The sequence below is a fragment of the Rhodospirillum sp. A1_3_36 genome (assembly GCF_047263945.1).
Lineage (GTDB): Bacteria > Pseudomonadota > Alphaproteobacteria > Rhodospirillales > Rhodospirillaceae > Rhodospirillum.
In genome coordinates, this window is sequence record NZ_JBLAVB010000001.1 from 636,782 (window position 1) to 652,757 (window position 15,976).

Below are 15,976 nucleotides of genomic sequence, written 5' to 3' on the forward strand. Positions count from 1 at the left end.
CATGCCCTTCTTTGCCTCACCCCCCCTGATCCTATCCATGGGTCTCTTCGCCCTCGCAGCCTCCCTATCGCCGGGACCTGTCAACATTCTGTCCCTGTCCCATGGGGCGCGCCACGGATTCCGACCAGCTCTGCGCCATGTAACCGGCGCCACAATCGGGTTCATCCTCTTGCTTGTCCTTTGTGGTCTTGGGGTGACCCAGGCCGTAACCGCCCTGCCTTTCCTCGCCGACGGACTGCGCTGGGGTGGCGTGGCCTTTCTGCTGGTGATGGCCGGGCGTCTCTGGGGCGCTGTCCCCCTGGGATCGAAGACCGCGCCCCCACCGGAACGCCCTCCCTCTGTCTGGGCGGGCGCACTCCTGCAGTGGCTGAACCCGAAAGCCTGGATGGCCGCCCTGGCCGGCGTGGGCACCTTCGCCGCTGATGGCGACTGGGCAAGGATCGAGCTCTTCTGTGCCCTCTATTTCGGGATTTGCTATCTGTCTATCGGAGCCTGGGCTTACCTGGGGGCCAAGGCAACGAGCCTGATGAACACGCCCTCTCGAGTCCAGCTCTTCAACCGCCTCATGGCCTTGGCCTTAGCGGGAGGAGCCCTGGGGATGACCTTTGATTGACGGAACCGACGGCTACCCGGCGGCATACCGCCCGGGAGTCACGGCGAGCAAACGCTTGAAAACCCGCTGGAAATGGGCTTGGTCGGCAAACCCCATATCCAAGGCCACCTCGGCGATGGGACGCCCCCGGCGGAGCAACTCCTGCCCCTTCTGGACCCTGCGGTTGAGTTGATAGGCGTGGGGCGTCAGCCCATACCGCCGTTTGAAAGCCCGCACAAAGTGGGAAAGGGAAAGGCCAGACTCGGCCCGGATCTCCTCCAGGCGAAGGGGATCCCTATACCGGTCGGCAATCAGAGCCGCCGCCCGATCGAGTCCCAGACTGTACCTCTCATCGGGCGGAGGCGCCTCTCCCAAGGCGCCCTTGAGAGCGGAAAAAAAGGCCACCGCTGCCCCCTCTTTGGCCAGAGGATCCACGTTGACATCGGACAGCCCGTTCACCAGCCCGAACACAGCGGCATGGAGTCCGGGATCCTCGGAGGCGTTCGCGCCATGGGGCCGGAACGCCCCCTGTTCGCCCTGAACCTCGCCCAACCACTTGGGATCCACGTAGAGCATCCGATAGGACCAGAGACGGTCTTCCAGCGGATTACAGGCGTGGATTTCCTCTGGGTCGATAATGACGGTCGCCCCCCGGCCAAGGGTTCGGCGACTGCCGCCGATTCGATAGTCGGAGAGTCCGCCCGTAATCACACCGATGGAAAACGTTCGATGACCATGGGGAGCGTAACACACCCGCCGGGCATCAGTGGCCACGCGGGCCTCCAGATAGGGAAGCGCGGAATCTCGGACAAACTGGAGACCTGAGTTGATCATGGGGAGATGGACATCCAAAACCTTGGTCGGTCAAACCGCCACTGCGGCGCCATTCGCGACGGGAACCAGTTTACCGAATAGAAAGACAGCGCGCCATTCAGAGGGACAGACTTCTCCTCAGCACCCCGTGTCGCGACCTGGACCCCCCTCTTCAGAACGAATCGATGCGCGGCTCCGCCCATATACTGGTCATGGACGACCGCAGAAAAACCGAAATTTTATTTGGCAAACTGGCGGAGGGAGGGCGCGTGACTACGCCTCTCGCTATACAGCCTTGGGGAAGCTACTACGGTAAGCTGACCGATCAATTCGGAGTCCAGTGGATGTTGGACTGCCTTGTTTAGAGCATCGAGCGAAAAAGTAGGGACCGGTTTTCCCGTCACAGGGCTTTACCCCCAAATGGGTTTGGGCAATCGCCTAAAAAAAGGAGACACTGTCCTGTACCCTATCCGGCGACCATCGGCGATGTCAGACCCTGGAGGACAATTGGCGGTATTTGGTGCGTCCTGCAGGATTCGAACCTGCGACCGTCCGCTTAGAAGGCGGATGCTCTATCCAGCTGAGCTAAGGACGCCCAGGGGGCAGACGCGCCGACATTGCGACGCGTCTCATGTCACGGAAGAGAAAATCAGCCGATTTTCTTGAAAGCGAAATTGTCAGCGTAGGCTTTGGGTTTGATCTGGCGAGGGTTGGCCACGGTCACGGTGTATGTGATCCCCTCCCGCTTACAATAGGATTCGGCCTCGGCCCGGGTGGGGAACTTCAGGCGTACCTGGGTATCCATGTCGCCAGAACCGACCCAACCCATCAAAGCGTCGGTCACCTTGCGCTCTGTGGGTTCGAACTCAAGAACCCACTTATGGGTATTCCCCCGGCCGGACTGCATGGCCGTCTTGGCTGGCTGATAAATACGCGCCTTCGCCATCACTCACGCTCTCCCCTCTCGAGCACGGCCCAGGGGTAACGGGCCGCGCGATCATCACGCGGGACGAATCTGGTCGGGGCGAGAGGATTCGAACCTCCGGCTTCTAGCTCCCAAAGCTAGCGCTCTACCTGGCTGAGCTACGCCCCGAACTGGATCGACCAGAGTGCGCAAAGTATGGTCCCCGCACGCTGGGAGCAAGATAGAAATTCACCTTCTTTCCCTCAGCAGGACGGATTTTTTCCTAGACTGGCCGATTCCCGGTCATTTTTCCTCGTTCAGACCCGGGTAGAGGATCCGGTCCCCCTGCTCAAGGGATAGCAAACGGGCAGTCCCAGCGTTGATTTCCAGGACCCCCTTCGCCGGAAACCCAGACGAGATGTGAGTCAGATCATGGGGTTTCGTGTTGGCAACAACCTTCACGACATAGCCGTCGCCATCGACAAACAGCATGTCCAAGGGGATATAGGTATTCTTCATCCACATGGTCCGCTCGCCCGAGTTGGGCCAGAGGAAGAGCATACCCGCATCCGCAGCCAGCTCTTTCCGGTACATCAGCCCCAGGGAGCGCTGCTGCGCATCACTGGCAATTTCCACCACAAAGGGCACATGACGCCCATCGTCGGTGGCAATGATCACCTTGTCCTGGGGAAACATCCCTTGGGTACTGGGCAATGCTTCGACGGGGTCCGCAGCCCGAGCGGCTTCCCCCCCCCAGGACGCCAGAACCAACACCCCCAACCCCATCGCGATCAAAACGGCGCGTAAGCGCATGCCAAGTTCCCTTCATTTTCCATAAAATACCGTCTAAAAAATAACAAAATAAATACTCAAAGCGATGAACTATTTCCCGAATCTCTCGATTTTTTACTTGAAATCAAAAAAGCAAATCAATACCATTTACTCAGGCTGGCGCGATTAGAAAGACAGACCGGACATCTCCTTTCTTGTTAAGACAGTCAGCTTTTCTAGCCGGGAAATGCCCCTGACTGCCCCCAAAGTTTCCCGGTAGGACGGACGCCGCGTGGAGAGACCCATGCGGCGTTCTTCCGTTTACACCATCCGATACTGGTGGAAAAAAGAGGCCAAACCATGACCGAAAGCGTTTTTTGAGCCCGAAAGCCCATTCCTCCCTGAAAACATACAGGCCGGAAAAGCGGCGGGACATAATGCCTCCGGCCCGAAAAATCTTGTCTCCCTTGGGTTATGGGGCCTACAGAAAGTCCCTATGATCCGCCTCGACACCTCCCCCACTCCCCCCTCCCCCATGGGCTCCGCCAAGGGCCCTTCCGTTCACCTGCGCGTAGACCGACTGACCTATGGGGGCCACGACCTGTTCCGAGACCTCGCCATTGATTTCCCCGGCGGGGCCTGGAGTTGCATCCTGGGTCCCAGCGGCGTGGGCAAAAGCACCTTGCTGCGTCTGGCGGCGGGCTTGGAAACGGGGGGAGAGGTGGGCCCCAACACCTCTGCGACCCTGCCGGGCGGGGCCTCCCTCGCCGGGCACTTTGCCCATATGGCCCAAAGCGATGCCCTGCTGCCCTGGTTGAGCGTCCTCGACAATTGCCTGATCGGCCACCGTCTCCGGGGTAAGATCTCCGCAGGGGCGCGGAAGCGAGCCCTCTCCCTTCTGGACGACGTGGGCTTACTAAATCGGGCCAAGGACAGGCCGGGCACCTTGTCGGGGGGCATGCGCCAACGGGTCGCCCTGGTGCGGACCTTGGTGGAGGACCGGCCTGTGGTTCTGATGGACGAGCCCTTCAGTGCCCTGGACCCACCAACCCGCCTGCGCCTGGGAGACCTCGCCGCCCGACTGCTGGCCGGGCGAACGGTGTTGCTTGTCACCCACGATCCACTGGAAGCCCTGCGCCTAGGCCATCGGGTTCTGGTCCTGGGTGGCCGCCCCGCCTGTCCCGGTGACCCCATGATCCCCGAGGGACCGCCTCCCCGGGCCGTGGACGCGCCCACAGTAATCGCCCACCATGCCCCCCTCCTCACCCGTCTGTCCCAAGCCCTGGAGTTGGAAGACCTGTCGCCGGAAAGCGGAAAGGAGACACCCGCATGAAAGGCCGGATACTAACGGGTCTGCTGGTCATTGCGGCGCTCCTCACCCTCTGGCAGGGCGCCTACCATATGGCCGGGGAACGGGCGTACCTTCTGCCCTCACCCTGGATGACCTTGACCACCCTGATTGATCGGTGGGATCTCATCGCCCGCCATGCCTGGGTCACGGCTGTGGAAATTCTGCTGGGATTGGGGTTGGGTGCCCTGCTCGGGGGAACGGCTGCCTTGGTCATCGCCCTGTCTCCCCTGGCCCGGCGCATGCTCCTGCCCCTGCTGGTGGTCAGTCAGGCGGTGCCGGTCTTCGCCATTGCGCCGCTTCTTGTGCTGTGGCTGGGCTATGGCATGGCCAGCAAAGTGGGGATGGCAACCTTGATCATCTTCTTCCCCGTGACCGCCGCCTTTCTGGACGGCCTCCGTCGAGCCGACCCGGCTTGGCTGGACATGGCAAGCGCCATGGACGCGCCGCCCCTCGCGGTACTCTGGCAAATTCGCCTGCCCGCAGCCCTGCCCGCCCTGGCCTCGGGCCTCAGAGTCGCCACTGCCGTCGCCCCCATCGGCGCGATTGTTGGGGAATGGGTCGGCTCCAGCGCCGGACTCGGCTACCTGATGCTTCACGCCAATGCCCGCATGCAGGTATCCCTGATGTTCGCCGCACTGTTCGTGCTCGCCCTCTTTTCGGTCAGCCTTTACGCCCTGGTGGACCGGGGTCTCAGGGCGGCCATGCCCTGGCAGCGAGAGAGCTAGAGCATCGAGCGGAAAAGTGGGAACCGCTTTACAACAGGACACGACAGTGTTTCGTGCTTTTTGGGCGATTGCCCAAGCCCATTTGGGGGCAAATGCCCCCAAACCCCCTTTTTTTTTCTTCAAATAGGAGCCCGGGGTCTGGGGCCTTTAGGCTCCAATGGAGGACCGGGCGAAGCCCAGTCTCTCTCTCCTTCGGGACCCTACCGGACAATGACCTCAACCCGGCGATTCCGCGCCTCGTCCACATTGTCCGCGGTTGGAACGAGAAGCATGCTTTCACCAAACCCCCGCGTCGATATGTTCTCGCTGGCCAGCCCGTTCTCGACCAACAGGGCCTTCACCAACTCGGCGCGACGGGCGGAGAGGCGGGCATTGCCCCGGCTTCCCCCGACTCGATCCGTATGTCCCAAAACCTCGATTTCCCAAACGGGCCGACGCGCAGCATCCTCCACCATCGCGGGGATCAGCGCCTCCGACTCTTTGGTCAAAACCACGCCGCCCTGCTCGAAATACAAGAAAAATCGTTTGGGCGGAATAGGTTGTGCCGACAACGTCTCCCCCCAAATATCCTGAATATCCCGGTCCGTGAGGGCAAGAGATCGCATCGGCTCCTGATCTACGCCCCCCGAGGCCGCAGCTTCATTCGCCCGATTGAGGGTCTGCCCGGATGCGGTCCCGCCTTTGGGACTCACGACGACCTCTCCGACCCCCCCATCCAGGTCATGCAACAGGGTCACCACATCGGCCTGCAGGGTGGCGCGTGCCTCGGCGAGGGCCTTAAGAAAACCGTTCCGGCAGGCCGCGACCTCATCCACCTGAGAAGGAATCCTCTCCTCCAGCTCCTGGGCCCAGCACTCAAAGAACACCTGGGCCCGGGCACTCTCCACCGGAGCAAGAATCGCTCCCCCAAGCTCCAAGACATCGATCAACGCCGCCCGCTGCTGGGCTAGTTCCTTGGCCTCGTCAGGAGAAAAACGGCGATCTTCCACACGAACCGCCGCCGGGCGTTCCCCATTGGCCGCACTCCGGGCGAGTCGGACGAAGTCCGCCGCATCGGCCCAATCCCCCTCCGCTTTTTCCTTCGCGGCCAGGTCGACGTATCCCTCCTGTAAGGTCTTGTCGAACGGACCGCCTTCGTTCGGAAGCGCGCGTACGTCCTCCACGTCCCAAGTCGTCTGCCCGAGGGGATCCCCGGACGCCCCGCAGCCGGACAAAACAAGAACCACCGCGAGGGCGACCAGCGGAGCAGAGGAGATGCGAGCAAGAGTCGTCATTGCGAATCTCCCACGCGGACGACAAAACGGGTCCCCCGAATGCCGATCGTCGCCGCAGGTGTCACGATAGACGCGTTTTCCGGGTGAGATTTGACGATATCACCGGACACATAGGCCAGCAGCCCTGCAAAGAGCGACAAGCTCAACCCCTGCTCGTCTTCCACTGGGTCATAGGAAAATTCATCGACCGTCAGACGGGACGAAGCCCCCAGGGACAAGGTTGAATTATCGATGAATGTGACCCCCAAGCTGCTGCCATGACTGGTCGTAAGTGTGTCTTGCTCATAGACCCAGGCCCCCATGCCGACCAACTGGGGCCGTCCTTCGTGCAGCACCCAAACGTCACCGGACGCCGTTTTGACCTGTCCGATCGGACTTGACGCCCAAGATACCGACGCCACAATAAACCAGCACATCACTGTAAACCCGAGCCTGACAATCATGACCGCTCCATCCAATTCGATCTGATTTAATCTTAAGCATACAATCTATTCATCCCCTAGTACCGTCAAGCTTCACTGACCCCGGAATTACAACTTTTGGAAAGCGACAGCTTTCCTGAAAAGAAACTGGTCAAATCGTCGGCCCGGACCTACCTTTTTCGCCCGAACGCCGCGATGTTTCCCACGTGAAAGGGTTTTCCACCATGCGTCTCACCCGCGCCCTTACCTTTGCCTCAGCCCTGGTCGCCTCGGCGGTTGGTCTCTCCCTGCCGACTCAGGCAGAAGAATCCCACATAACCGTCCTTCTGGACTGGTTCGTGAACCCGGACCACGGCCCGCTGATCGTGGCCGAGGAACTGGGCTATTTCAAAGAGGTTGGCCTGGATGTTGAGTTGGTGGCCCCCGCCGACCCCAACGATCCACCCAAGCTGGTTGCGGCGGGCAAAGCGGAAATCGCCATCGGTTACCAACCCCAGCTCCATGTTCAGGTAGCCGAGGGTCTGCCGCTGGTCCGCTTTGGAACCCTGGTGGCCACACCGCTGAACTCGCTGGTGGCCCTGAAGGACGGCCCCATCAAAGATCTAAAGGACCTGAAGGGTAAGAAGGTGGGCTATTCGGTCGGAGGATTCGAGGATGCCCTGCTTGGGGCCATGCTCACCTCAGAAGGCTTGAGCCTGGACGACGTTGAACTGGTGAACGTGAACTTCTCCCTTTCCCCGGCGGTGATTTCCGGCCAGGTGGATGCGGTCATCGGTGCCTTCCGCAATTTCGAGTTAAACCAGATGGACATCGCAGGCCATCCCGGCGTGGCCTTCTATCCGGAGGAGCACGGTGTACCGGTCTATGACGAGTTGATCTTCATCACAGCAACCGACATGCGCGATGACCCCCGTTTGGCCGCTTTCCTCGCCGCAGTGGAGAAGGGCACCCATTACATCGTCAACCACCCTCAAAAGTCCTGGGACATCTTTCGGGGTCATTCCCCGGACTTGGACGATGAGTTAAACAAACGAGCTTGGTTCGCGACCATTCCCCGCTTCGATATGACCCCCGCCGCCTTGGATAGCGGTCGGTATGCCCGCTTTGCCGAGTTCCTCAAGACCCAGGGGCTGATCAAGGAAACACTGCCGGTCTCAAGCTACGCCATCGCCGTCGGTCAGGAGTGACCTGATGACGAGGTTTCACCAAAAGGCAACATCCGGCCTTTGCGAGGGGTTGTCGCCTTGACCGGCCCTTGCGTATAGTGCCGCCGATTCTTCCATAAATATGACAAATCCAGGGGGTATGGGGAGTTGATCCACGCATTCGCGCTTGGTGGCCTGCTCTATGTTTTATGGCTGCTGCTATCGGGCTATTGGACCGATCCGTTGCTGCTATCCCTGGGTCTTGGATCCGCGGTGCTCTGCGTCTTGACAGCCCTGCGTATGGGGATCGTTGACCGCGAAGGCGTCCCCATACGCCAGGCGGCGCGGGCCTTCACCTATTGGCCCTGGCTGGCTTGGCAGGTGGTCCTGTCCAACATCAGCGTGGCCAAGATCATCCTGAATCCTAAATTGCCCATCAGCCCCACCCTGGCCGTCGTGCCCTATACCCAGAAAACCGACCTGGGCCAGGTGATCTACGCCAATTCCATCACCCTGACCCCAGGCACCATCTCCGTCGACGTGGCAGGAGACGGCATTTTGGTTCATGCCCTGGAAGCCAGCGGCATCACCGACCTGGAGGAAGGGGAAATGGACCGGCGGGTCACGGCCTTCGAGGGGGAGCGCTAACCCATGTTCATTGCTGCTGCCTTGGCTATCCTGGCAACCATGGTTCTTGCCCTGGTCCGCGCCTTCATTGGCCCCTCGGTCTATGACCGAATCCTGGCCGTCAACGCCTTCGGTACCAAGACGGTGCTGCTCATTGCAGTTCTTGGTTACCTCACGGATCGCCCGGACTTTATCGACGTCGCCCTGGTCTATGCCCTGATCAATTTTGTCGGCACCATTGCGGTCATGAAGTTCCACAAGTACAGCAGCCTTGCCGGACCTCCGGCCGACCGCGACGATTTCGCGGACCTTTAAATCGGGGAGGGTCGACACTCCATGGAATTCGTCATCGATCTCATCAGTTGGGCCTTTATCCTCACCGGGGCGGGCTTTCTGATCACCGGGGGGATTGGCATCATCCGCATGCCCGATTTCTACACCCGGGTCCACGCCGCCAGCCTGATGGACACCATGGGCGCGGGAATGATCCTGGTTGGCCTAATCTTCCAGACGGGATTGACATTGGGATCGGTCAAGATCCTGCTGGTTCTACTGTTCTTGATTCTGACCGGCCCGGTGTCCACCCATGCCTTGGCCGGGGCGGCACTGACGGCGGGCCTGCGCCCCAAGAATACAGATGACCGCACTGGCGGCAAATTCGTCGGCCCGATCACCCATGTGGCCGAAAATTGCCCTCCCCATCCGGACCTGACCGGCGAGGACCACCGATGACCTTCGTTCAATTCATCGATATTGCCCTCTTCGCCTTCCTGGCAGCCACAGCCTTGGCCATGCTGCGCGCCAATTCCCTATTCGCGGCGGCCATGCTGTCCGGCATTTTCAGTCTGCTCTGCGCCGGACTGTATGAGGTCATGGACGCCGTCGACGTGGCTTTTACGGAAGCCGCGGTGGGTGCGGGCATCTCCACGGTGCTCTTCCTGGGCACTCTGGCGCTCACCAGCAGCCGGGCGAAACCCCAGCGAACCATCCATTGGCCGGCCATGTGCATGGTCCTGGTGACGGGCTCGGTGTTGATCTGGAGCACCCTGGACATGCCGCTTTATGGGGACCCCTCCGCGCCTATCCACCACCATGTGGCCGACCGCTACATCGAGGATAGTGCCGAGGAAGTCGGACCGCCCAACATCGTCACCAGCGTTCTGGCCAGCTACCGCGGGTTCGACACCATGGGCGAAACCACGGTGATCTTTACGGCGGGCATGGCCGTCCTGCTGCTGTTGGGAGGGCCGACCCTGATGGCTCCCTTCCGCCGCAAAGGGGAGCGAGGCGAGAAAACCGCCTCCAAGACCGATATTGGGAAGGGAGACGACTGATGCGCCATCATTCCGTCCTGCGCACCAGCGCCAAAATTCTTATCCCACCCATCCTGCTCTTTGCCCTTTATGTGCAATTCCATGGGGATTTCGGCCCAGGCGGGGGGTTTCAGGCTGGGGTCATTTTTGCCGTGGCCTTCATCCTCTATGCCCTGGTTTTCGGCCTGGACAAGGCCCGGCGCGTGGCACCGCCTGCCGTAACCCATTCGCTCTCGGCCCTGGGGGTGATGATTTACGCGGGCGTGGGATTCGAGAATGTGATGAGCGGCGGGAATTTCTTAGAATACAACGTCATGGCCCATGAGCACCACACAGCCCAACACTTGGGAATTTTCCTGGTCGAAATGGGCGTGGGCATCACCGTCTGCGCGGTCATGATCACCATTTTCTTCAGCTTTGCGGGGCGTGGACGATGACTTGGGAGGAGGTCGCCGGTCTGGCGAATTACTGGCTGTTCATCCTATTGATGATGATCGGCTTCTACATGGTCATTTCCCGCGGAAATCTGGTTAAAAAGATCGTCGGATTGAACATCTTCCAATCTGCGGTCTGCCTCTTCTACATCTCCATGGGCGTGGTCACAGATGGCACAGCGCCGATTCTGGACTCGCATTTCACCATCTATACCAACCCCTTGCCCAGTGTGTTGATCCTGACGGCCATCGTCGTGGGCGTGGCGACCACAGCGGTGGGGCTGGCTCTGGTGGTGCGCATCAAAGAAGCCTACGGCACCATTGAGGAAGATGAATTGCTCAAAATCGAAAGCGAGGATGGGGAATGATTGCGGATCAACTGCCCGCCTTGCAGGTGGCCCTTCCCCTGATCGCAGCGCCTTTCTGCGTCTTCCTTCGCCGTCCCCTGCCCGCTTGGGGTTGGGCCATGGCGGTTACCCTGGCCTGCTTGGGCATGGCCATCTCTCTGCTGATCACCGTCCTGCATGGCGAGCCCATTTCCTATCATGTGGGCGATTGGGATCCGCCCTGGGGGATCGAGTTGCGGGTCGATATGTTGACCGCCTTTGTCCTGGTGCTGGTCTCCGGCATTGGTGCCCTGGTCATGGCCTACGCAAGGGAGAGCGTCCAGGCGGAAATCCCCTCAGAACGTCATGCCTTGTTCTATGCCATGTATCTGCTGTGCCTGACGGGTCTGTTGGGCATGACGATCACAGGGGATGCCTTCAACCTGTTCGTCTTCCTGGAAATCTCCAGCCTGTCCACCTATGCCATGGTGGGTTTGGGCAAGGGGCGACAGGCCCTTTTGGCGGCCTATAACTACCTGATCCTGGGTACCGTCGGGGCCACCTTCTACGTGTTGGGCGTCGGTCTCCTCTACATGATCACCGGCACCCTGAACATGGCCGATCTGGCCGAGCGACTCCCCGCCGTCGCCAATACCCGCACCTTCGTCGCAGCCGCCGGGTTCCTGGCCGTTGGCCTGTCACTCAAGCTGGCCCTCTTCCCCCTGCACAAGTGGTTGCCCCCGGCCTATACCTACGCCCCCAGCGTCGTCACCGCTTTTCTGGCCTCTACGGCCACCAAGGTCTCTCTCTATGTTCTGATCCGCATCTTCGTCGAGGTTCTGGCCCCGGCCTTTCACGCAGCCCACCTGCCGGGCCCGCTCAGCGAAGGCGATGTGATCACCATGCTCGCGCTGGCGGCCATATTCAGCGGGTCTTTCGTTGCCATTTTCCAGCGCGACGCCAAGCGACTGCTGGCCTATTCCTCGGTGGCACAGATCGGCTACATGGTGCTGGGCGTCTCCATGCTGACGGTCACCGGTCTGTCCGCCGGACTTGTCCACATGTTCAACCACGCCATCATCAAGGCAACCCTGTTTCTGGCCGTCGGCTGCGTTTACCTGCGCATCGGTTCGGTCCAGATCAAGGACATGGCGGGGATGGGCAAGCGCATGCCCCTGACCATGGCCGCGTTTGTCCTGGGCGGGCTGTCCCTGATTGGCGTACCGGGAACCGCCGGTTTCGTCAGCAAGTGGCAATTGGTCATGGGTGCCTTCGAGAAAGGCTGGTGGTGGGCTGCCCTGCTCATCGGGTTGAGTTCCCTGCTCGCCGTGATCTATGTGTGGAAGGTGGTCGAGGTGGCCTACTTCAAGCCCGTGCCCAAGGGCGCCCCTCCAATCAAGGAAGCGCCCATTTCCATGTTGGTGCCGCTGGCCCTGATCGCCCTGTGTAACCTGTTCTTTGGCCTTCAAACGGAATGGAGCCTGGGTGTTGCCCGCGCCGCCGCGGCCAGTTTGCTGGGCGGAGGCTCGCCATGATCGACCTGCTCTGGATTATCCTGACCCCGCTGGTCGGCGCCCTGCTGATCGCCGCCACAGGACGCAGCCCCAATGTGCGCGAGACGGTCACCTTGCTCACGGCCGTGGCCACCTTTGCGCAAGTCGTTCCACTGACTCCCGATGTCCTGGACGGCGCCCGTCCGGCGCTGGAGATCCTCCCCGTGATGCCCGGTGTGCCCCTGGCCCTTCAGGTGGAACCGCTGGGCATGCTGTTTGCCTTGATCGCGTCGTTCCTGTGGATCGTGGCCAGCCTCTATTCCATCGGCTATATGCGGGGAAATAAAGAGCACCACCAGACCCGGTTCTACGTCTGCTTTGCGCTGGCCATTGCCTTCACCTTGGGAATCGCCTTCTCGGGCAATCTGTTCACCCTGTTCCTGTTCTACGAGGCCTTGACCCTATCGACCTATCCGCTGGTGACCCACAAGGGAGACCGGGCATCGATGAAGGCCGGGCGGGTTTACCTGGGGATCCTGCTCTCCACCTCCATTGGCCTGCTGCTGATTGGTATCCTTTGGACCTATTCGATCACCGGTCGGCTGGACTTCGTGCCCGGCGGTATCATGGAGGGCAAGATCGACGGACCCATGGTGGGGCTATTGCTGTTCTTGTTCATGTACGGCATCGGCAAGGCGGCCATGATGCCCATCCACCGCTGGTTGCCCGCTGCCATGGTCGCGCCGACCCCCGTCAGTGCCCTACTGCATGCCGTGGCGGTGGTGAAGGCGGGCGTTTTCACCGTGGTCAAGGTGATCGTCTATATCTTCGGCATTGATTTGCTGGCCAGGACCTCCTCGGCTCACTGGCTGCTCTATGTGTCCGGCGCGACGGTGATCATTGCCTCCGTCGTTGCCCTGCAGCAGGACAACCTGAAACGGCGCTTGGCCTATTCGACCATCAGTCAGCTCTCCTATGTGATTCTTGCGGCGGCCATCCTGACCCCCATCAGTGTTGTGGGCGCGGCCTTGCATATCGCCGCCCATGCCTTTGGCAAGATCACGCTCTTCTTTGCTGCGGGGTCGATCTACACGGCAGCCCATAAGACCAACGTCAGCCAGCTTGACGGTATTGGGCGGCGTATGCCCTGGACCATGGCGGCCTTCACCATCGGGTCCCTGTCCATGATCGGGGTCCCCCCCACGGCCGGGTTCCTGTCAAAATGGTACATGCTATCGGGCGCCATGTCGGCGCAGGCTTGGTTTGCTGTGGGCGTGCTGATCCTGTCCACCCTGTTGAACGCCGGGTACTTCCTGCCCATCGTCTATGCCGCCTTCCTCAAGCCCGAGAAAACCAAAGAAGACGAGCATGGTGGGGGTCATGAACAGGACGGGAATCATGGACACCGCTCCCACGACCATGACCATGGGGAAGCGCCCCTTCCCATCGTGATTGCCCTTTGCATCACGGCCCTGGGCACAATCGCCTTGTTCTTCCTGCCCGGCCTGCCCCTGGAGCTGGCCCAGGACTTGGTTGGAGGCACGCCATGAGCGTCGAAATCCCTAACGGCCCCATCGAGCCGATCGCCGATCCGAAGCCCCATTGGCTAACCACTCCAGAGACCATTCGCAAACTATGGTTTATTGGCCTTGGAATCCTGGCGCTCACCGTCATTGCCGAGCCCTTCGTCCATATGCATCCCCATTTTGGCTTCGACGGCTGGTTCGCCTTCAATGCTTGGTTTGGCTTCCTGACCTGCGTGGGCATGGTCGTATTTGCCAAGATCTTGGGGATCTTTCTGAAGCGCAAGGACACCTACTATGATCATTGAAGCCCTGCCTCCGGCGCTCATCATGATCCTGGCGGGGTTGGTCCTGCCTCTGTTCTCCGAACAGGCCCGTAAACCGATCGCCGTGCTCTCGCCCCTGGTCGCCCTTTGGGCTGTTTGGCAGATCCCGAACGGGCCGATGATGTTCGCTCCCTTCCTCGACTACACGCTGATTCCGGTAAAAGGGGACAGCGTTGGCCGCCTCTTCGCCACGGTCTTTACCTTGATGGGGTTCGCCGGCGGCGTCTTCGCCCTGAAGCAGCCCCGGGTGATGGAGCTTTCCGCAGCGTTGATCTACTCCGGCGGCGCGGTGGGCTGCGCCTTCGCCGGTGATCTCATCACCCTGTTCATTTTTTGGGAGATTATGGCCCTTGCCTCGACAGCGGTGATCTGGGCCTCGGACCAGAGTGGCGCCAAGTCTGCGGGCTTCCGCTATGTACTCGTCCATTTGTTTGGCGGCGTTGTGCTGATGGCGGGCATTACCGCCCATGTGCTCACGACCGGTTCCGTCGAATTCGTGGCCATGAAGGCCGATAGTGTCGGCACCTGGCTGATCCTGATCGGCTTCCTGGTCAACGCGGGCGCCCCCCCCTTTTCCGCCTGGCTGGCCGACGCCTATCCGGAAGGATCCTTCTCGGGCACGGTCTTCCTGTCGGCCTTCACCACCAAAACGGCGGTCATGGTATTGCTGAAAGGGTTTCCAGGGGAAAGCATCCTGATCTGGGTGGGCCTGTATATGGTCTTCTACGGGATCATCTACGCCCTGCTTGAAAATGACATGCGGCGGATCCTGTCCTATTCCATCATCAACCAGGTCGGCTTCATGGTCTGTGGTATTGGCATCGGCACGGACATGGCCCTGAACGGCGCCGCCGCCCATGCCTTCGCCCATATCATCTACAAGGGTTTGTTGCTGATGAGTGCCGGTTCGGTCTTGATGATGACCGGGGGGCGGCGCAAGTGCACCGACTTGGGCGGCCTGTTCCAGACCATGCCCCTGACCACCATCTGCGGCACCATCGGTGCCTTTGCCATCTCTGCCTTTCCCCTGACCAGCGGCTTCGTCACCAAATCGATGATCGCCCAAGGGGCGGCGGACGAGCATATGGTCTTCGTCTGGTCCTGCCTGGCTGCAGCCAGCGCAGGGGTCTTCCTGCACGCGGGCATCAAATTCCCCTGGTTTGTTTTCTTCCAGAAGGACCGGGGTCTGCGCCCCTCAGACCCCCCCGGGAACATGCGTTTGGCCATGATCTTCATGTCTGCCCTGTGCATTGGCATCGGCATTTGGCCCGAACCCCTCTACGCCATTCTGCCCTTCAAGGTGGATTACGCCGCCTATACGGGCGCCCATCTGGTCAGCCAGTTGCAACTGCTGCTCTTCGCCGGGCTCGCCTTCTTCGTCATGCTGCCCCTGATGAAGCGGACAGAGACCATCAGTCTGGACTTCGACTGGTTCTATCGGCGCTTTGTCGTCGCCATCGCCGGTGAATTCCGGACCCGAGGGGGAGCCTTTCGCCACAACATCCTGGGTTACGCCTCCAGTGGGATCGAAAAACTGATTCTGCGTCTGGAAAAAACCCATGGTCCCAAGGGACTGCTCGGGCGCCCCTGGTCGACAAGCTTGTCTGTGCTGTCCGTGACCGTGTTGTTGTGTGTCTACCTGCTGCTATACTACAGCCACTAAACCAAGGCAGGGTACGCGACCGTGTCTCGTCTTTTTTGGGCAATAGCCCAAGCCCGTTTGGGGGCAAATGCCCCCAAACCCCCTTTTTTTTATCCCAGTGGGGGACGCCCCGTAACTGGAAAGCACCGACTGTCGTGTACCTTAAAACCGAGGAGACCTAGGCCGATAGGCCTTTGGTATCCCGGCCTGAATGAAAGCGATTCCGGTGAAGAAAGGCCTATAGGACCTTGATGTCCTATAGGCCTTTTCCATTTTTGGAAAACGAAAAACCAAT

At 60.4% G+C, this 15,976-nt stretch carries 19 protein-coding genes and 2 tRNA genes; 14 read left to right on the forward strand and 7 right to left on the reverse strand.

The window, feature by feature from the left end:
* Position 1: 1 nt before the first annotated feature.
* Positions 2-613 carry a LysE family translocator gene (locus tag ACLIRY_RS02750; RefSeq protein WP_413203806.1) on the forward strand — a complete coding sequence of 204 codons (612 nt, stop codon included), beginning with the start codon at positions 2-4 and terminating at the stop codon, positions 611-613.
* Between the two features lie 12 nt (positions 614-625).
* Here the strand turns inward: ACLIRY_RS02750 and ACLIRY_RS02755 are convergent, their stop codons facing one another.
* The 5 genes from ACLIRY_RS02755 to ACLIRY_RS02775 all read right to left on the reverse strand — a co-directional run bounded on the left by ACLIRY_RS02755 (position 626) and on the right by ACLIRY_RS02775 (position 3,122).
* Positions 626-1,426 (reverse strand): helix-turn-helix domain-containing protein, encoded by an 801-nt coding sequence (locus ACLIRY_RS02755; protein WP_413203807.1) that lies wholly within the window; start codon positions 1,424-1,426, stop codon positions 626-628.
* Positions 1,427-1,923: 497 nt separating this feature from the next.
* Positions 1,924-2,000, reverse strand: a tRNA-Arg gene (locus ACLIRY_RS02760).
* Between the two features lie 54 nt (positions 2,001-2,054).
* Positions 2,055-2,351 (reverse strand): ETC complex I subunit, encoded by a 297-nt coding sequence (locus ACLIRY_RS02765; protein ID WP_413203808.1) that lies wholly within the window; start codon positions 2,349-2,351, stop codon positions 2,055-2,057.
* A 70-nt stretch (positions 2,352-2,421) separates the two neighbouring features.
* Positions 2,422-2,498, reverse strand: a tRNA-Pro gene (locus tag ACLIRY_RS02770).
* Positions 2,499-2,612: 114 nt separating this feature from the next.
* Positions 2,613-3,122: a DUF192 domain-containing protein gene (locus ACLIRY_RS02775; RefSeq protein WP_413203809.1), complete on the reverse strand. Its 510-nt coding sequence runs from the start codon at positions 3,120-3,122 to the stop codon at positions 2,613-2,615.
* Between the two features lie 454 nt (positions 3,123-3,576).
* Between ACLIRY_RS02775 and ACLIRY_RS02780 the strand changes: the two genes are divergently transcribed.
* Together ACLIRY_RS02780 and ACLIRY_RS02785 are read left to right on the forward strand one after the other, a co-directional pair.
* The gene (locus tag ACLIRY_RS02780; RefSeq protein WP_413203810.1) at positions 3,577-4,413 is read left to right on the forward strand and encodes an ABC transporter ATP-binding protein; all 837 of its coding nucleotides are present in this window, start codon (positions 3,577-3,579) and stop codon (positions 4,411-4,413) included.
* A complete protein-coding gene (locus ACLIRY_RS02785) occupies positions 4,410-5,156 on the forward strand; it encodes an ABC transporter permease (protein ID WP_413203811.1) in 747 nt (248 codons plus the stop codon). The genes ACLIRY_RS02780 and ACLIRY_RS02785 overlap by 4 nt, the downstream gene beginning before the upstream one ends.
* Before the next feature lie 200 nt (positions 5,157-5,356).
* Here the strand turns inward: ACLIRY_RS02785 and ACLIRY_RS02790 are convergent, their stop codons facing one another.
* On the reverse strand, positions 5,357-6,430 hold the full coding sequence (locus ACLIRY_RS02790) for an OmpA family protein (RefSeq protein ID WP_413203812.1): 1,074 nt from the start codon (positions 6,428-6,430) through the stop codon (positions 5,357-5,359).
* Positions 6,427-6,873: a FecR domain-containing protein gene (locus ACLIRY_RS02795; RefSeq protein WP_413203813.1), complete on the reverse strand. Its 447-nt coding sequence runs from the start codon at positions 6,871-6,873 to the stop codon at positions 6,427-6,429. Before ACLIRY_RS02795 ends, ACLIRY_RS02790 begins: the two co-directional genes overlap by 4 nt.
* A gap of 203 nt (positions 6,874-7,076) precedes the next feature.
* Here ACLIRY_RS02795 and ACLIRY_RS02800 point away from each other — a divergent pair, with 203 nt between their 5' ends.
* From ACLIRY_RS02800 to ACLIRY_RS02850, 11 genes are all read left to right on the forward strand, one after another.
* Positions 7,077-8,039 carry an ABC transporter substrate-binding protein gene (locus ACLIRY_RS02800; RefSeq protein ID WP_413203814.1) on the forward strand — a complete coding sequence of 321 codons (963 nt, stop codon included), beginning with the start codon at positions 7,077-7,079 and terminating at the stop codon, positions 8,037-8,039.
* A 126-nt stretch (positions 8,040-8,165) separates the two neighbouring features.
* On the forward strand, positions 8,166-8,645 hold the full coding sequence (locus ACLIRY_RS02805) for a Na+/H+ antiporter subunit E (RefSeq protein ID WP_413203815.1): 480 nt from the start codon (positions 8,166-8,168) through the stop codon (positions 8,643-8,645).
* A 3-nt stretch (positions 8,646-8,648) separates the two neighbouring features.
* Positions 8,649-8,939: a monovalent cation/H+ antiporter complex subunit F gene (locus ACLIRY_RS02810; protein ID WP_413203816.1), complete on the forward strand. Its 291-nt coding sequence runs from the start codon at positions 8,649-8,651 to the stop codon at positions 8,937-8,939.
* 21 nt (positions 8,940-8,960) lie between these two features.
* On the forward strand, positions 8,961-9,356 hold the full coding sequence (mnhG, locus tag ACLIRY_RS02815) for a monovalent cation/H(+) antiporter subunit G (RefSeq protein WP_413203817.1): 396 nt from the start codon (positions 8,961-8,963) through the stop codon (positions 9,354-9,356).
* The gene (locus ACLIRY_RS02820; RefSeq protein WP_413203818.1) at positions 9,353-9,958 is read left to right on the forward strand and encodes a DUF4040 domain-containing protein; all 606 of its coding nucleotides are present in this window, start codon (positions 9,353-9,355) and stop codon (positions 9,956-9,958) included. The genes mnhG and ACLIRY_RS02820 overlap by 4 nt, the downstream gene beginning before the upstream one ends.
* Positions 9,958-10,374: a Na(+)/H(+) antiporter subunit B gene (locus ACLIRY_RS02825; protein WP_413203819.1), complete on the forward strand. Its 417-nt coding sequence runs from the start codon at positions 9,958-9,960 to the stop codon at positions 10,372-10,374. The genes ACLIRY_RS02820 and ACLIRY_RS02825 overlap by 1 nt, the downstream gene beginning before the upstream one ends.
* Positions 10,371-10,739 carry a cation:proton antiporter subunit C gene (locus ACLIRY_RS02830; protein WP_413203820.1) on the forward strand — a complete coding sequence of 123 codons (369 nt, stop codon included), beginning with the start codon at positions 10,371-10,373 and terminating at the stop codon, positions 10,737-10,739. The genes ACLIRY_RS02825 and ACLIRY_RS02830 overlap by 4 nt, the downstream gene beginning before the upstream one ends.
* Entirely contained in the window at positions 10,736-12,232 is a 1,497-nt protein-coding gene (locus tag ACLIRY_RS02835; protein ID WP_413203821.1) for a monovalent cation/H+ antiporter subunit D family protein, read from the forward strand. The genes ACLIRY_RS02830 and ACLIRY_RS02835 overlap by 4 nt, the downstream gene beginning before the upstream one ends.
* Positions 12,229-13,740, forward strand: a complete 1,512-nt coding sequence (locus ACLIRY_RS02840) for a monovalent cation/H+ antiporter subunit D family protein (protein ID WP_413203822.1) — start codon at positions 12,229-12,231, stop codon at positions 13,738-13,740. The genes ACLIRY_RS02835 and ACLIRY_RS02840 overlap by 4 nt, the downstream gene beginning before the upstream one ends.
* On the forward strand, positions 13,737-14,021 hold the full coding sequence (locus tag ACLIRY_RS02845; protein ID WP_413203823.1) for a hypothetical protein: 285 nt from the start codon (positions 13,737-13,739) through the stop codon (positions 14,019-14,021). Before ACLIRY_RS02840 ends, ACLIRY_RS02845 begins: the two co-directional genes overlap by 4 nt.
* Positions 14,011-15,702: a Na(+)/H(+) antiporter subunit D gene (locus tag ACLIRY_RS02850; RefSeq protein WP_413203824.1), complete on the forward strand. Its 1,692-nt coding sequence runs from the start codon at positions 14,011-14,013 to the stop codon at positions 15,700-15,702. Before ACLIRY_RS02845 ends, ACLIRY_RS02850 begins: the two co-directional genes overlap by 11 nt.
* Positions 15,703-15,976 lie beyond the last annotated feature (274 nt).

Excerpts from the sequence above, each read along its gene's own strand:
- ACLIRY_RS02755 (WP_413203807.1), bottom strand. The coding sequence starts at position 1,426 with ATGATCAACTCAGGTCTCCAGTTTGTCCGAGATTCCGCGCTTCCCTAT.
- ACLIRY_RS02810 (WP_413203816.1), top strand. The coding sequence starts at position 8,649 with ATGTTCATTGCTGCTGCCTTGGCTATCCTGGCAACCATGGTTCTTGCC.
- ACLIRY_RS02750 (WP_413203806.1), top strand. The coding sequence starts at position 2 with ATGCCCTTCTTTGCCTCACCCCCCCTGATCCTATCCATGGGTCTCTTC.
- ACLIRY_RS02775 (WP_413203809.1), bottom strand. The coding sequence starts at position 3,122 with ATGCGCTTACGCGCCGTTTTGATCGCGATGGGGTTGGGGGTGTTGGTT.
- ACLIRY_RS02780 (WP_413203810.1), top strand. The coding sequence starts at position 3,577 with ATGATCCGCCTCGACACCTCCCCCACTCCCCCCTCCCCCATGGGCTCC.
- ACLIRY_RS02830 (WP_413203820.1), top strand. The coding sequence starts at position 10,371 with ATGACTTGGGAGGAGGTCGCCGGTCTGGCGAATTACTGGCTGTTCATC.
- ACLIRY_RS02835 (WP_413203821.1), top strand. The coding sequence starts at position 10,736 with ATGATTGCGGATCAACTGCCCGCCTTGCAGGTGGCCCTTCCCCTGATC.
- ACLIRY_RS02850 (WP_413203824.1), top strand. The coding sequence starts at position 14,011 with ATGATCATTGAAGCCCTGCCTCCGGCGCTCATCATGATCCTGGCGGGG.
- mnhG (WP_413203817.1), top strand. The coding sequence starts at position 8,961 with ATGGAATTCGTCATCGATCTCATCAGTTGGGCCTTTATCCTCACCGGG.
- ACLIRY_RS02795 (WP_413203813.1), bottom strand. The coding sequence starts at position 6,873 with ATGATTGTCAGGCTCGGGTTTACAGTGATGTGCTGGTTTATTGTGGCG.
- ACLIRY_RS02825 (WP_413203819.1), top strand. The coding sequence starts at position 9,958 with ATGCGCCATCATTCCGTCCTGCGCACCAGCGCCAAAATTCTTATCCCA.
- ACLIRY_RS02765 (WP_413203808.1), bottom strand. The coding sequence starts at position 2,351 with ATGGCGAAGGCGCGTATTTATCAGCCAGCCAAGACGGCCATGCAGTCC.
- ACLIRY_RS02820 (WP_413203818.1), top strand. The coding sequence starts at position 9,353 with ATGACCTTCGTTCAATTCATCGATATTGCCCTCTTCGCCTTCCTGGCA.
- ACLIRY_RS02840 (WP_413203822.1), top strand. The coding sequence starts at position 12,229 with ATGATCGACCTGCTCTGGATTATCCTGACCCCGCTGGTCGGCGCCCTG.
- ACLIRY_RS02800 (WP_413203814.1), top strand. The coding sequence starts at position 7,077 with ATGCGTCTCACCCGCGCCCTTACCTTTGCCTCAGCCCTGGTCGCCTCG.
- ACLIRY_RS02790 (WP_413203812.1), bottom strand. The coding sequence starts at position 6,430 with ATGACGACTCTTGCTCGCATCTCCTCTGCTCCGCTGGTCGCCCTCGCG.
- ACLIRY_RS02845 (WP_413203823.1), top strand. The coding sequence starts at position 13,737 with ATGAGCGTCGAAATCCCTAACGGCCCCATCGAGCCGATCGCCGATCCG.
- ACLIRY_RS02785 (WP_413203811.1), top strand. The coding sequence starts at position 4,410 with ATGAAAGGCCGGATACTAACGGGTCTGCTGGTCATTGCGGCGCTCCTC.